Annotated in this window: 12 protein-coding genes and 1 rRNA gene; 10 read left to right on the forward strand and 3 right to left on the reverse strand. The window is 47.6% G+C overall.

Annotated features, from left to right (window positions below; genetic code table 11):
• Window positions 1-71 precede the first annotated feature (71 nt).
• The 5 genes from Q0394_RS03680 (at window position 72) to Q0394_RS03700 (ending at window position 4444) form a co-directional block, all read left to right on the forward strand.
• On the forward strand, window positions 72-527 hold the full coding sequence (locus Q0394_RS03680; RefSeq protein ID WP_298945596.1) for a DUF411 domain-containing protein: 456 nt from the start codon (window positions 72-74) through the stop codon (window positions 525-527).
• A 184-nt stretch (window positions 528-711) separates the two neighbouring features.
• Window positions 712-924 carry a hypothetical protein gene (locus Q0394_RS03685; RefSeq protein WP_298791870.1) on the forward strand — a complete coding sequence of 71 codons (213 nt, stop codon included), beginning with the start codon at window positions 712-714 and terminating at the stop codon, window positions 922-924.
• A gap of 368 nt (window positions 925-1292) precedes the next feature.
• Complete coding sequence (locus Q0394_RS03690; RefSeq protein WP_298945597.1) at window positions 1293-2624, forward strand: hemolysin family protein; 1332 nt, start codon at window positions 1293-1295, stop codon at window positions 2622-2624.
• Between the two features lie 404 nt (window positions 2625-3028).
• Window positions 3029-3874 (forward strand): fumarate hydratase, encoded by an 846-nt coding sequence (locus Q0394_RS03695; protein ID WP_298945598.1) that lies wholly within the window; start codon window positions 3029-3031, stop codon window positions 3872-3874.
• 9 nt (window positions 3875-3883) lie between these two features.
• Complete coding sequence (locus Q0394_RS03700; RefSeq protein ID WP_298945599.1) at window positions 3884-4444, forward strand: Fe-S-containing hydro-lyase; 561 nt, start codon at window positions 3884-3886, stop codon at window positions 4442-4444.
• Window positions 4445-5291: 847 nt separating this feature from the next.
• Here the strand turns inward: Q0394_RS03700 and dctP are convergent.
• Window positions 5292-6344 carry a TRAP transporter substrate-binding protein DctP gene (gene dctP / locus Q0394_RS03705; RefSeq protein WP_298945600.1) on the reverse strand — a complete coding sequence of 351 codons (1053 nt, stop codon included), beginning with the start codon at window positions 6342-6344 and terminating at the stop codon, window positions 5292-5294.
• A gap of 759 nt (window positions 6345-7103) precedes the next feature.
• The gene (locus tag Q0394_RS03710; protein ID WP_298945601.1) at window positions 7104-7550 is read right to left on the reverse strand and encodes a MarR family winged helix-turn-helix transcriptional regulator; all 447 of its coding nucleotides are present in this window, start codon (window positions 7548-7550) and stop codon (window positions 7104-7106) included.
• A gap of 128 nt (window positions 7551-7678) precedes the next feature.
• Here Q0394_RS03710 and Q0394_RS03715 point away from each other — a divergent pair, with 128 nt between their 5' ends.
• A complete protein-coding gene (locus tag Q0394_RS03715) occupies window positions 7679-8908 on the forward strand; it encodes an efflux RND transporter periplasmic adaptor subunit (RefSeq protein ID WP_298945602.1) in 1230 nt (409 codons plus the stop codon).
• On the forward strand, window positions 8905-11967 hold the full coding sequence (locus Q0394_RS03720) for an efflux RND transporter permease subunit (protein ID WP_298945604.1): 3063 nt from the start codon (window positions 8905-8907) through the stop codon (window positions 11965-11967). The genes Q0394_RS03715 and Q0394_RS03720 overlap by 4 nt, the downstream gene beginning before the upstream one ends.
• A gap of 119 nt (window positions 11968-12086) precedes the next feature.
• Here Q0394_RS03720 and Q0394_RS03725 read toward each other — a convergent pair whose 3' ends face one another.
• Entirely contained in the window at window positions 12087-12560 is a 474-nt protein-coding gene (locus tag Q0394_RS03725) for a cysteine permease (protein ID WP_298945605.1), read from the reverse strand.
• Window positions 12561-12654: 94 nt separating this feature from the next.
• On the opposite strand from Q0394_RS03725, the gene Q0394_RS03730 reads away from it, so the two are divergent.
• From Q0394_RS03730 to Q0394_RS03740, 3 genes are all read left to right on the forward strand, one after another.
• The gene (locus Q0394_RS03730; RefSeq protein WP_298945606.1) at window positions 12655-13032 is read left to right on the forward strand and encodes a RidA family protein; all 378 of its coding nucleotides are present in this window, start codon (window positions 12655-12657) and stop codon (window positions 13030-13032) included.
• A gap of 22 nt (window positions 13033-13054) precedes the next feature.
• Window positions 13055-14437: a DUF945 family protein gene (locus tag Q0394_RS03735; protein ID WP_298945607.1), complete on the forward strand. Its 1383-nt coding sequence runs from the start codon at window positions 13055-13057 to the stop codon at window positions 14435-14437.
• Between the two features lie 519 nt (window positions 14438-14956).
• Window positions 14957-15397, forward strand: a 16S ribosomal RNA gene (locus Q0394_RS03740); the annotation flags it as partial.

The raw sequence follows: 15397 nt of genomic DNA on the forward strand, positions 1-15397 counted from the left end.
AATTTATGCGCGTTAGATTACTGTTATGCGTATTACGTTAAAATCCGGCGAATTTTTTACAAAGGATGAAAATGAAAAAGACTGTTTTGGGATTTGCGCTATTTTCAGCGCTTGCGTCGGCGGCTCTGGGCGGCGAGACGATCGAGGTTTATAAAAGCCCGGACTGCGGTTGCTGCGGTAAATGGGGCGAAGTGATGAAGAAAAACGGCTTTGAGATCGTAGAACACAAAACAAACGCGATAATCGAAACGAAAAACAAATACGGCGTTCCGCCGGAGCTATCTAGCTGCCACACCGGTATAGTCGGAGGTTACGCTATCGAGGGGCACGTGCCAGCTGAAGAGATAAAGGCGCTTTTGAGCGCTAAACCCTCTGACGTCGTGGGCATCTCGGTACCAGGTATGCCGCTTGGAAGTCCTGGCATGGAGCAGGGCGGCATCGTCGAGGACTATGATGTGATCGCGTTTAAAAAGGACGGCACGAGCGAAATTTTTGCCAGCTATAAAAACGGCAAAAAGGTAAAATAATTTAGTGAGTTCGGCGTAAAATTTATCAACGCCGCGGCCATCGTTTTACCGGGTTTCGCGGCGATTTTTACCGTGAGACTATTTTTTAAATTTGAGTGCCACATCTTGTCAAATTTGGCGCAAAATCAAGCTAAATTTAACCGTCGTCGCTGTATTATTAAGATAAATTTGCAAAGGAGCGGGCGTGGCGAGATTGATATTTATCCTGTTTATTTTGGGCTTTCTTGCGTGGCTTTATATGGGCGGGACGACCAAAACGGTGGCTGATTACAAGGGCATGAGCCGGGAGGAGCTCGAGACGTTGTGTCTTGAGAAAAAGGACAAAAAAGCCTGCCAGAAAATAGCGATCGACTTCGTAAACGGCGCGAAGGCAAACGGCGGCAAACCGCAGTTTTAGGATTTGACGCATCAAATTTAACGGCGTAAACTTGGTTTAAATTTTATAAATTTAACCGCTAGCATTTTTGCGGTGCGGGTCTAGGCGCGTCAAATTTGGACTCAAATTTAAATAATTTTCGTAAATTTGAGCCAAACGGCGCATAAAATAAGCAATATTTGTATTACAAGTTTAGCGCGGAGGTTAAATTTACGCTCAAATTTAAGCCGCAAGCAGGGCGCACATGCAACCAAAAGCGCCAAAACGCGGCAAAATAGCCTCCGCGGCGTTTGCTCGCGCTAGAGGCGGCAAAAATGCGCTTTCAGTTTAAAATTCCCGATTTTCTGCTATAATCGCCGCATTTCATTTTAATTTTTTAAGGATTTTAATTGCACCCCAGTAGCGCCGACTCGCTTTTTATGATCGCTCTCGCGTTTTTCTTCGTATTTCTAAACGCTTTTTTCGTCTTATCAGAATTTTCCATCGTCAAAGTCCGCAAGACTCGCCTAGAAGAGCTTGTTAAGGACAAAGTGCCAAACGCAAAAACCGCGCTTGATATGTCAAATAACCTCGATACCTACCTCTCCGCCACGCAGCTAGGCATCACGCTAAGCTCACTAGCTCTTGGCTGGATCGGCGAGCCTGCGGTTGCTAGACTGATCGAGGAACCGCTAAAAACATACTTTAATCTAAATGATATTTTAGTCCACACCGTCGCGTTTGCGATCGCGTTTACGCTGATCACGCTCATGCACGTGGTGCTAGGCGAGCTAGTGCCAAAGTCCGTCGCCATCGCAAAATCTGAAAAAGCCGTCCTAGCCATCGCGCGTCCGCTGCACGTATTTTGGGTTGTTTTCTCACCGCTTATCAAGACTTTTGATTTTCTAGCGGGCGTTTCTCTTAAAATTTTAGGCATCAAACCAGCCAAAGAGAGCGAGCTAGCCCACTCCGAAGAAGAGATAAAAATCATCGTGGGCGAGAGCCTAAAAGGCGGCGTTTTAGATAGCTTTGAGACCGAGATTATCAAAAATGCGGTCGATTTCTCCGACACGGTCGCCAAAGAGATCATGACTCCGCGCCGCGATATGGTCTGCATAAACAAACAAAAAAGCTACGAAGAAAATATCAAAGTGATCTTTGACTCCAAATACACGCGCTATCCATACATCGACGGCAGCAAGGACGCGATACTAGGCATGATCCATATCAGAGATATCTTGCAAATCGATCTGGGTAACAAAAAGCGCGAATTTGACAGCATCGTGAGAAAATTCGTCATCGTGCCCGAAAACCTCTCGATATCTAAAATCCTCGTGATGATGAACAAGCAGCAAATCTCCGCCGCTCTAGTCGTGGACGAATACGGCGGCACGGCTGGTCTGCTCACGATGGAAGACATAATGGAAGAAATTTTGGGCGACTTTAACGACGAGCACGACGACGCCGACCCGCACTACAAAAAGATCAACGAAAATATCTACGAGTTTCAGGGACGTTTTGATCTAGAGAGCGTCGAGGAGCTGATGGGGATTAGCTTTGCCGATGAGACCGAGGAGCTAACGATCGGCGGATATGTCTTTAATCTCATCGGTCGCTTGCCGGTCGTGGGCGACAAGATCGAGGACGAGAACTGCTACTACGAAGTGCGCAAGATGGACGGCGCTAGCATCTCAAGCGTCAAAGTGCGTAGAAAATTTGAGCAAAAAGAGGATGAGGACTAGGCAAATTTGCGCCTTGCCTTTGCGGGCCGGGCGTAAATTTGGTTTTAAATTTGAGGGCGGATTTGGCTTTTGAAATTTTAGGCGCGCAAACGGCTTCTCAAATTTAACCGATCTGAATTGAAAGACTCCGCTTTGTTCGTAAATCAGCTCAAATTTAAGCTATTGCGTCAAATTTGAGCATGCCACATCGCTTTAAATTTGCCGCCGTTTAACTGGATTTTGCGGGATTAGCGTTAAATTTGCCTTGCTAAATTTAAGCCGATTTTCTACTTTATCCTATCAAAGCCCGTAAATTTAATCTAACTTTTTAGCTTATTTTGATAAACTTCGCGAAATTTAACAAGAGATAAAAATTAAATTTTATATTTTGAAATTTATAAAACAAATTTAACACAGGAGGACAGATGAGAGTAGTTCAAGCGGAATTAATCTCCAAAACCGTCAGCGAGCTTTGCAAAGAGGCCTGTTACGTCGTGACGCCCGATATGAGAGCGGCTTTTGAAAAAGCTAGAGAAAACGAGAGCTCGCCGATAGGCAAGGACATCCTAGGCAAGGTACTCCAAAATGCCGATCTAGCCCAGAAGCGCGTCGCGCCGATCTGCCAAGACACGGGCATGGCGGTTGTATTCGTCGATATCGGTCAGGACGTGCATATCGAGGGCGGATTTTTAGAAGATGCGATAAACGAGGGCGTAAAAGACGGCTACGTGGGCGGCTACCTGCGCAAATCCGTCGTAAACGACCCGATTTTTGAGCGCAAAAACACGACGAACAACACCCCTGCCGTCATAAACGTAAGGATAGTAAAGGGCGATAAAATCCACATAAAAGTCGCTCCGAAGGGCTTTGGCAGCGAGAACAAGTCGGCTCTAAAGATGCTAGTGCCTGCAGACGGCCTAGAAGGCGTGAAAAAGGTATTTTTAGACACAGTTAAGCTAGCGGGACCAAACGCCTGTCCTCCGATGGTAATCGGCGTGGGCATAGGCGGCACGATGGATAAGGCCGCGCTAATGGCAAAATACGCAGCCGCTCGCGCCGCAGACAGCAAAAACCCCGACCCTAGATACGCCAAACTAGAAGAGGAACTACTGGAGCTCGCCTGCAAAACGGGCGTCGGACCGCAAGGACTAGGCGGCGACACGACCGCGGTAAAAGTAAACATCGAGTGGTATCCGACCCACATCGCGGGCCTACCGGTCGCTATCAACATCAACTGCCACGCCGCTCGCCATGCTGAAGCTGAAATTTAAGGAGAAAAGATGTCAGAAGTAAAAAAGATAACCGCGCCGTTTGATAAAGATGTCGTAAAAAGCCTAAAAGCGGGCGACAACGTGCTAATAAGCGGCACCATCATCGCAGCTCGCGACGCCGCGCACAAGGCGCTAACCGAGACTTTGGCTCGAGGCGAGGCATTGCCCGTAAATTTAGCCGGCGAGACGATCTACTACCTAGGACCAAGCCCCGCAAAACCGGGCGACGTCATAGGCGCTGCGGGACCGACTACTAGCGGACGCATGGACAAATACACTCCGACAATGATAAACGAAGTGGGCATCAACGGCATGATCGGCAAAGGATATCGTAGCGACGCCGTCGTCGAAGCGATGAAAAAATCAGGCTGCGTATACATGGTCGCTATCGGGGGTGCTGGCGCGCTGATTAGCCAAAGTATCAAAAAATACGAAGTGCTAGCCTATCCAGAGCTTGGCCCTGAGGCGATCGCGAGGCTCACGGTCGAGGATTTCCCGGCTATCGTAGCGATAGATAGCGAGGGCAATAACTTCTACGAAGCTGGACAAGCTCCGTATAGAAAAATATAAATTTATCGGCGCGAGTTATCGCTAGCTCGCGCCCTGATCTACGCGCCGCTTAGTTTGCGCGCTATTTGCGAAAGCGAGCAAATTTGAAACCAAACGGCGCGTTAAGCTCTCAAATTTTACACTCACTCTTTGAAAATTTTGCCGTAATTGCTCGGATACGCCGCTTTTAGAGGTTTCTTAATCTTAGCCTTTAACGAGCCTGCGTCGCTAAGCTTTACGCCGCCAACTAGGCAATCTTTATCGCAAATTAAGCGCAAAGTTATATCGCGTTTTTCGCCAAATAGCTCAAATTTGACTCGCGATTCGTTCTCTGAGACCGCTTTTACGCTAAAGTTTTTGAGCTCGTCAATCTCGTGCGAGTCTATAAAAGGGTCGAGATCTAGATCCGACGATACGTGTTCTACGTCGCTCAGACGTCCGAGCGCGGAGCCGAACTGATCGTAAATGAGTCCGTCAAGCTCGGACGTCAGCCACTCCTAGGTGATAGGCTGTATTTTGCCGTTGCCGTAGTTTGTTTGGTAAAATTCGTTTATCGTTTTTCCATTAGCGAGGCTTTCGTCGTTTGAGCGCTTAGATTTGCGCCGCCAATACCGCAAAAAATCACCGCCAAAAAGCAAAATTTAGACACATTTTTCATGGCTTTCCTTTAAATTTAGGTGTTTGAGTGATTTTGACACTATTTGGGTTAAAATTTGAGAAGTTTAAGATATGCAAGTAACGGCAGTCTGCTTTGGCGCATTTTCTCGTCAAATTTAAACGATACCGCGCTGATAAAATTTAGAGCGCAAATTTACATTGGACTTCGAGCCGTCAAATTTACTCGGACGGCTCGCTAAATTTAGCGGGATCACTCCGTAGTACTGTTTATGTAGCTGTTTTCGGAGATCTGCGTCCAGACTCTAGCCTTTTTCATAAAGGCCTTTTGCGAGTCCAAAATCTCCTTAAACGTCGCGTCTTTGGCTGAGAGCTCGTCTAGGATCTCGTCTGTGGCTTTGCGTAGCGCGGCGATGACCTCGGGCGGGAACGAGGCGATTTTTACGTCTGGATGCTCGCTTTTGATTTTATCAAGTACTAGCGAGTTTTGATAGACCGCCGACTCGTAAACATCGGCCGCTACGGCCTTGGTCGCAGTCTCTACGATAGCTTGAAGGTCGGCGGGTAGCTTGTCCCAGAGCTTTTTGTTGATGTAAAATTCATTTTCGCTAGCGGGTTCCTGCCAGCCTGTGTAGTAAAATTTAGCCACCTTTTGAAAGCCGAAATTTATATCGATCGCGGGGCAGACCCACTCGACGGCGTCGATCGTGTTCATCTCCATCGCCATGTATAGTTCGCCGATCGGGATCGTGTTGATGTTTACGCCTAGCTTTGCCATTATCTCGCCGCCAAGCCCGGTCATGCGCAGTTTTAGTCCCTTTAGATCGTCCGTGCTCTTGATCTCTTTTTTAAACCAGCCGCCCATTTGCATGCCAAAATTTCCGCCGTGAAAGGTCACGATGCCGTACTCGTTAAAGACCTTTTGCGCGAGCTCCTTGCCGCCGCCGTACGCGTACCATGCGTCCTGCTCGGCCTTGTTCATGCCAAAGGGCACCGTCGTAAAGAGCATGAGCTTGGCGTCCTTACCCTTATAAAAGTAGCTAGCGGTGAAAGCCGCGTCGTACTGGGTACTTTTGACCATATCAAGCAGCGCGAATGCCGCCTTGTGCTTGGACGGGTAGTCGACGCGCACCTCGATACGGCCGTCGCTCATCTTTTCCACGAGCTCTTTAAATTTCTTTGGAGCATCGCCCAGTACGGGTACGTTGCTCTCGTAGGTGGAGGCGAGCTTGATCTTATATTTTTCCGCAGCTTGCGCGCTAAACACCATCGCCGCGCACAAAGCCAGCGCTAAAAATAGTTTCATTTTTTCTCCTTTTGGTTTTAAATTTACCGATTATAGAGTTTTGAATTATATTTTTTGATTAATTTTAAAATTTAAGCTATAAAAATTTATGGCAAATGAGTAAAAATGTAAATAAATTTCTAAAATGTTACGAAAATTAAATTGTGCCGTTTGCGGATAAATTTGACGATTGTCGTCGCCGGATCGGCGGCGTTTAGGCGTACGACTCAGCTAATTTTGTTTGAGTGAGCGGTGGAAATCGACCTGCGGATACGGCTTTAAACTATTAAGTTATTTTTTCGCGACGCATCAAAATTTAGCGGGGAAAATTTACTCGTAATTTTTTGGTTGCAAGATTAAACATTGGCGTAGCATTAGGGTGCATTGCGGCGATTTTATAAGCCGTAAATGCTAAATTTGGGTAGCGCCGCTTGCGTTTGCAAAGATAAATCAGCAGGCAAATTCGCTGCGTGCTTTGGTGAATCGTCTGTACATTTTGAGCCGTATTTGCGCAGTTTCCGAGTAAATTTAAGCGGCAAATTTGACAAGACGACTTTTTCGTTAAATTTACTAGAAAAATTTGTAAAATTTAAGCCGCCGAGTACGAAAAAAGGCAAGCGAGTAGGTAAATTTAGGAAGAGCCGGGAACGTCGTTAGCGTATGGCGTATTTGGCTAGAGTATTTTTCGCGCGGCTTGTCGCTAGCTCCGGTCTTGTAGGCGTTTGCTGGCATTTTGACAAAAATATACGACAAAAACGACTTGATTAAATCCAAGCAAGCTTAAATTTTCGTTTGGATACCTGGCGTATTTTCGATCTCTTTGTCGCAAATCTCGCAAAAGCGCGTCAGCAGCAAAAAGAGTTTTTCGGTATTTTTCTCACCGAGCCTAGCAAATACCCGCTCGCCCAGCTCGTCGCTAGCGTGCACGATAGGGGCAGCTACGTCGTGCCCTTTTTGCGTGAGGCTCATCGCGCGCTCCCTTTTATCCGTGCTTTGCTCGCCTATCTGCACTAGCCCTTTTTGGCGAAAATCCTTGCAGACGTTAAAAACCGTTTGCTTGGGTATGAGCCACTCCTCGCTAATCTTTTTTTGCGTCGAGCGGCCGTCTTTTGCTAACGTATAAAGCACCGCAAATTCGCTGTAGCTAAGCCCCGTTTTAGCGATCAGCGCGTCTATGCGCTCGTCAATCTCGCTGATTTTTTTGCCTAGGTCGTCAAAGTTATACATCGTTTTCCTTTTTTATTTTGGGCGAATTTTAGTAAAATCCCAAAATATTTTCAAGGTTTTAGGATTGACTTTTAGTCCTAAATTTTGCTAATATGATAAATTTTAAGACTAATTTTAAGGGAAATTTTATGAAATTCGGCAAAATTTTAAAGGCATATTTTTTATCGTTTGCGCTGATTTTGACCGCGCAACAAACGGCGGCGGCGCAGGAAAATAAATCGGAGCAAGAAACGCTGCCGCAAAACAAGCAAACGGCTCAAGCGGACGTACAAGGCGGCGACGCTAGCAAATCAAACGTCGGTCAAGACGGCAGAAATTCGGACGCTAGTCAAAATCAAAACGACGAAGCTATAAAGCTCACGGTCGTCTCGCCCAAGGTCGCAAAATTTAGTCCAAAGCTAAATTTGCACGGCGAGCTAGTTGCTAGAGACGATGTTGCCGTGGGCTCGGCGCTGCAAGGCCAACAAATCGCCCAAATCTTAGCCGAAGTGGGCGAAAACGTGCAAAAGGGGCAAATTTTAGCCCTGCTAGACGGCGCCGGCGTAAAAGCGAAATTTGACCAGCAAACCGCCGCGCTAGAGGCCGCAAAGCAAAATTTAAACTCCGCCAAGGCCGCTTTTAGCGAGGCTAGCCCCGCGCTAAAGCGAGCTAAAGACCTAGCCGCAAAAAAGGCGATCAGCTCGCAAGAGCTCGAACAAGCAAGCGCGAAAGAAGCAAGCGCCAGAGCGAATCTAAACTCCGCAAAAGCCCAAATTTCGCAGATAGACGCGCAGATCGCGGAAGCTAAAGATCAGCTCGGCAAAGCTAGCGTGATAGCGCCCGTTAGCGGCGTCGTGACGGCCAAAAAAGCCCAAATCGGCGCGCTAACTAGCGGCGAGACTTTGTTTAACATCGCAAAAGACGGCGTCATCGAGCTATCTGCGGACGCGGACGCAGCCGAGCTTGCGCAGATAAGAGTCGGCATGAGCGCGCAGGCTCAAATTTACGGTGTAAAAGAGGCCGTAAACGGCAAGGTGCGGCTGGTGCCCGTGAGCGTGGATACGAGCTCGCGCCTAGGCAAGGTCAAAATTTCGCTAGACGGCGGGGCTAAATTTATCGGTTCGTACGCCAAAGCCGTCATCGACCTGCCCGAATTTAGCGCATTAGCGCTGCCCGCGCAGGCGATTTCGTTTACGGACGAGGGCGCGTTTGCGACGCTAATAAAAGACGGCAAGGCGCAGAAGCGAAAAATCCAAACCGGACTTAGAGCAAACGGGCTAGTGCAGGTGATTTGGGGCGTTAGCGAGGGCGATGAGGTCGCGCTAAAAGCCGCCGCGCTGGTAAATGACGGCGAAGCGGCGCAAAGTGGTGCGGAGTGAAAATTTCGTCTTGGGCGATCCGACATCCTATCCCTATCATCGTGCTTTTTATCGCGCTTAGTTTAGGCGGCGTAGCGTCGTTTTTGCGCCTACCGATAAACGCGAACCCAAACGTAAATTTCCCTATCGTTAGCGTCACGGTCACGCAGACCGGCGCGTCGCCTACTCAGCTGGAAAGCTCGACTACTAGGCGCATAGAAGACGCCGTGAGCGGGCTGGCGGACGTGAGGCACGTTAGCTCTACGATCTCTGAGGGTAGCTCGGCTACCACAGTGGAGTTTGCCATCGAGACGGACGTCGATAGAGCCGTAAACGACGTGCGAAACGCTATCTCGCAGATCAGAGACGAACTACCCGCCGGTATCGATACGCCGATAGTAGAGCGCGTGGACGTCGAGGGCGGCGCGCTGGCGTTTTATTCTATAGGAAGCGCAAATTTAGACCAAAGCGAGATATCGTACCTGATAGATAACGAGATAAAAAGGCGGCTGCTAGCAATCCCGGGCGTACAGCAGGTAAAGCGTCTAGGCGGCACTACGCGCGAGATTAGGGTGCTTTTAGATCCCGCCGCTCTTAGCTCGCTAAAGATAGACGCGGCTTATATCAGCAAGCAGCTTGCACAAAATAATGCCGATTTGCCCGCCGGCAGGACCGTTTTAGACGGCGCGGAAAACAGCCTGCGCGTAACAGGCGGCGCAAAGAGTATCGAGGAGCTAACAGACACCCCCATCCGACTAGAGGGCGGCGGTAGCGTCCGTCTGGGCGACATCGCTCGCGTGGAGGATTCGCACGGCGAGGTTAGGTCGCGCTCTAGGATGGATGGGCTGGAGACGGCGGGATTTAGCGTCTCGCGCTCAAAAGGCGCCAGCGACACGGTCGTGATGCAAAAGGTCAAGGAGGAGCTGGCTAAATTTACCGCAGAGCATGCAGAAGTAAAGATAGATGAGATATATACCTCGGCAGACGAGACTAAGCAAAGCTACGACCAAACGATCTGGATGCTAGCCGAGGGCGCGATACTGACGGTACTAGTCGTATTTGTTTTCTTGCGAGACGCGAGAGCGACGCTGGTGGCGGCCGTGTCGCTGCCTCTTTCGATCCTGCCGACGTTTGCGGCGCTTTATCTGCTGGACTACACGCTAAACGGCATCACGCTGCTGGCTCTCATGCTAGTTATCGGCATACTCGTAGACGACGCGATCGTGGAGATAGAAAATATCAAAAAGCACCTAGCCCTAGGCAAGCGCCCGTATCAAGCCGCCATAGACGCGGCTGATGATATCGGCTTTGCGGTGGTTGCCATTACGCTAACGATAGTGGCGATATTTTTACCAGTTAGTTTTATCGGCGGGGGCATCGGGCAGTATTTTAGGCAGTTTGGCATAACCGTCGCGGCGGCGGTTTTGGCTTCGCTTTTAGTCGCGCGTTTAGCCACTCCGCTACTAGCGGCCTATATCCTAAAGCCCGAGGCCAAAGAGGAGCGCGAAGCGGGCAAACTAAAGGCCGCCTATCTAAATTTGCTAACTTTCACGCTAGATCACCGCAAATTTACGCTCTTTATCGGCTTTTTGCTACTGCTTGGCTCGTTTGCGCTAATACCGCTTTTGCCGACGGGATTTTTGCCTCAAAGCGACGCCGGCAGAAGTAGCGTAAATATCACGCTAGCTCCGGGTTCCACGCTAGAGCAGACCGATGAGAGGCTTTTAAATTTAACGCGCGCCATCAAAGAAAATCCGGCCGTTTGGTCGGTTTTTGCTATCGCAGGAGGAGGTGGCGAAACGCACAAGGGCGAGCTGTTAATCACGTTAAAACCGCACAAACAGCGCGCTGTTACGCAAAAGGAGTTTGAAAACGAGCTGCGGGCGGAACTGGCTAAATTTAGCGATATGAGATTTGCCTTTGCTAACGATATGGCTGCGCGCGATATCTCGGTCATCCTAGCAGGCGACGACGCGGATGCACTCTCTCAAACCACCGCGCTGATAAAATCTCAAATGAGCGGAGTTACGGGCGTAAAAAACGCTCAAGTAAACGAACCGCTGCAAAAGCCGGAAATCCGCATAAATTTAATCAAAAAAGAGGCCGCAAGACTGGGCGTGAGCCATCAGACCGTTGGTGAAGCTTTGCGTATCGCTACCGTAGGCGACACGGACGCGGCGTCGGCGAAATTTGACCTACCTGATCGTCAAGTACCTATCCGCGTTAGCCTAGAGGAGGGTGCTAGAAACGATCTTGAAGTTTTGCGTAAAATTTACGTCCAAAGCGCGACAGGGACGGCCGTGCCGCTCTCTAGCGTGGCAGAAGTTTCGTATTCGCAGGGTGCGGCTAGCATAGAGAGGTTTGATAAACGTCGTAAGATTGCTGTCGAGGCCGATTTGCAACCCGGATTTACCATAGGCGAAGTTTTGGGGCAAATTCATGCCTTACCCGCGATGCAAAATTTGCCAAAAGGCATCTCCTCGCCCGAGTACGGCGATAGCGAGTATATGAGCGAGATGTTTGAGCAGTTTAGTATCGCGCTTGGCTTTGGAGTGACGATGTTTTTGCTGGTTTTGGTCGTGCTTTTTCGCGATTTTTTGCAGCCTGCGACGATATTTATCGCGCTTCCGCTCTCTATCGGCGGGGCGGCCGGAGGTCTGCTACTTTACGGCGGGGCGCTTGATCTATCCGCCGTCATCGGCATCTTGATGCTCATGGCTATCGTGGGTAAAAACTCCATTTTGCTCGTTGATTTCGTCATCGAAAAGCGCCTGCGCGGAAGCGGCGTCAGGCAGGCTTTGCTAAGCTCTGGCGCTGAGCGTGCGCGACCTATCGTGATGACTACGATAGCTATGATTGTCGGCATGGTGCCTGCGGTGTTTGCTAGCGGCTCAGGGGCCGAGTTTCGCGCGACGATGTCGGTAGCCGTGATTTGCGGGCTGGCCGTTTCTACGCTGCTTAGCCTTGTTTTCGTGCCGACGGTCTACTCTATCGTGGATGATGCGAAAAACTTTCTCGGTAGGCGTCTTTCTAAACTCACGTCCGTAACCGAGCAAGATAAGCAAAACGCAATAAAATAGGAAACTCGTTAAATTTAGCCTTAAATTTATCGATTTTTTCTGCGCGGATTAAATTTGAGCCGGGTTTTACGGCCGAATTTAGCTAAATTCGTAAGCCAAAAAGCCTAAATTTACGCGGTTTAATAATACCCCAGGCACATCGTTTCGGTTAGCTTTATGCGCTTTTCAAGCGGTTCAGGCGAGAAAAACGAGCATTTTTCGATGTAAATTCTATAGCCGTAGTCAAGTCCGAAATCGTCGTAAAATTTCTTTAAATTTATAAATTTTATCCCGCAAATTTCGCGTAGATCAAAAAGTGGATACAGCTTGGAGCTGTTTTTGGCGACGAGGTGCGAGGGCGCTAGAGTAGTAAACGAGCAAAACGCCGACGTGAGCACGAGTCCGGCTAGATCGCTGCAGCGCGCGGCGGCCTCGCGAAAACGCGCGGGAATGCATTTTTTATGCAGAAAAACGATGCGCGAGTTTTCAAATTTAGCGCAGATCGCGCCGCTCCAAAACAGATACGCATTGCCCGAAATTTCGGCATTTCGCGCAAATTCGCAGCCCAGAACGTAATCATCTAAAAACTCGTTTGGCGCAAGGGTTATTTTCATATTTTTCGTGCCTTTCTTGCGGGAAATTATAGCGAAATTTGCTTTTTTGGCCGTAAATTAGATAATATTCGCCCAAATTTTACAAAGGACGAAAATGAAAAAGGTTATCTCTACAAAAGACGCTCCACAAGCGATCGGGCCGTATTCGCAGGCGATCGAGGCAAACGGATTTTTGTTTATTTCAGGGCAGCTGGGCGTTACGCCGGAGGGCAAATTTGCGGGCGAGGACGTGAGGGCTCAAGCCGAGCAATCGATGCTAAATTTAAAAGCGATTTTGGCGCAGGCTGGGCTTAGCTTTGAAAATGCGGTAAAAACGACGATTTTTCTAACCAACATCGAGGATTTTACGGCAGTAAACGAAATTTACGCTAAATTTTTTAGCGAACCCTATCCTGCTAGAAGTACGATCGCCGTTAAAACGCTGCCAAAAGGCGGCCTAGTCGAGATCGAGCTTATCGCAGTGACGAAGTAAAATTTAAAATCAAGGAAAAAAAATGAAAAAGATTATATTTGCGCTCGCGGTCGTTTTGATCGCGGTTTTTGGAGTCGCGTTTTACGGCTCGTCTAAAGCTAAAGAGTCCTACGATAGGGGTGTGGCGAGGCTAACTAGCGAGACTTTGAAGCTTGGATTTTTTAATATAAAAGCAAACGCGGTAGAAAACGACTACGACAAAGGGCTGTTTAGCTCGCGCGCGGTGCTAAAACTCGAGCTCACCGACGGCAACGATCCGATCAAATTTGAGGCTAAAACGACGCTAAAACACGGATTTGCCGAGCTATTTAGCGGGTTTAAGGCTCATAGCGACGTCAAAGCGCTAACGCCCGAAGCCGCACTCTATCTAAAGAAAATTTTCGGCACGGACGAGTTTTTAAGCGTCGACGTGCTGATAAAATTTGATAAAACCCGCGACGTGACCTTAAATTTAGCCGATATCAAAACAAATGAAGATGACTCTAGCTTCGTAATCTCAAAGCCTTTTGCGAAGGCGCAAATCAAAGAAAATAAGATAAAATCCCTAGAAATCGGCGTCGGTAAAATCGGCGGCGGCGATACGGACGGCGTGGATAAGGTCGATATAGAAAACGCCTCCGCACTCATCGAGCTTAACGACTTTAAGAGCTTTAACGATCTCATCTTGTTTATAAATATACAAACCGCCTACGAAAATATAGCTAAAATCGGGGTAAAGGCCGATAAAATGAGCTTTAACAGCGCTAAGGGTTATGATTTTCCAAAATCGGTCGGCATTACGGGTATGTCGTTTCTAGCGCAGATAAAGCAAAATGCAGACGCAAATCTTCTCGATACGATTACCGACGCTAGTTTGGGCGCGCTTGACGTGGACGGCAAAAAGGTGCTCACGCAGCTAAATTTGAGCCTAAACGAGAAAAACGTAAACAAAGAAGCGATGGCGATGTACGTGAGCGATCCTCAAGAGGCGACCCTTTATAAGATTTTGATGAGTAAAAACTACGTGATGGAGGTTAAAAATTTTAGCTTTAAAAACCCAAACGGCAAGGAGCTTAAAATTAACGCCGTAGCCGATGCGTCGGACCTTGGCGCGGAAAGCAAAACGCTGCATGACGACGTAGATATCCAAACGGCGCTAAAAGCGGTCAAATTTGACGGCGAGATAAAGGTGCAATCCGCGTCTATAACGGAGTTTTTAAGCGCGTATAAGGGGCTAATGGCCGATAGCGACTTTAACCAGATGATGGATGGCATCAAGCCTTTTGAGGAGCGCGTAAATTCGCTTTTTGCCAAAGATGGCGAGTATATGAGCGCGAAATTTAAGCACGACATCGGTAGTGACGATCTGCTAGTAAACGATAAAATTTCGCTCAAAGAATTTATAATGAGCCTGATGGCAAACTAAATTTTCCTTATTTTTAGCGGACGATAGCGCTAAATTTACTGCTTCGTCCGCTAAATAAATTTTATTTTTTGCATATATATTAAGGTAAATTTCTGCAAAATAAAATTTGATAGAACCACCAACAAAAAATCTCTAAAATTTTTTACACCCCTCCTTTCCTTCAGCTTCTTTTAAGCATATTGCTTGTATAATTCGAGCTCACGAATTGAGAAACCACCTTTAACTTTCACGTTAATAAAGCCTTTTCTTTTAATATCGTAAGTTTTAATTTTGAGTTAAATAAACAATTCTCTAATTTTTGAGAGTTTTTGAAACTAACTCTTAAATTATGTTTTTTAAATTAACACTGTTAAACTAATTAGTCAATCTTTGAAATCTAAACAAGTGATCGATTGAGCCAATCTTTTATCAGGCTTTCCCTGGAAAGTAGATAAGAGATAAAACTAATTAATAAAATTAAAGTTTTTTGATTAAAAACTTCATAATAAAATCCTAATATCTTTATGATTTAGGTAATTTAATATGGAGAGTTTGATCCTGGCTCAGAGTGAACGCTGGCGGCGTGCCTAATACATGCAAGTCGAACGGAGATTAAGTAGCTTGCTATTTAATCTTAGTGGCGCACGGGTGAGTAATATATAGCTAACTTGCCCATTACTAAGGGACAACAGTTGGAAACGACTGCTAATACCTTATACTCCGCATCTATATAAGTAGATACGGGAAAGTTTTTCGGTAATGGATAGGGCTATATCGTATCAGCTAGTTGGTAAGGTAATAGCTTACCAAGGCTATGACGCGTAACTGGTCTGAGAGGATGATCAGTCACACTGGAACTGAGACACGGTCCAGACTCCTACGGGAGGCAGCAGTAGGGAATATTGCTCAATGGGGGAAACCCTGAAGCAGCAACGCCGCGTGGAGGATGACACTTTTCGGAGCGTAAACTCCTTTTGTTAG

Origin of the sequence: uncultured Campylobacter sp., assembly GCF_938039205.1 — a bacterium.
Classification (GTDB): Bacteria; Campylobacterota; Campylobacteria; order Campylobacterales; family Campylobacteraceae; genus Campylobacter_A.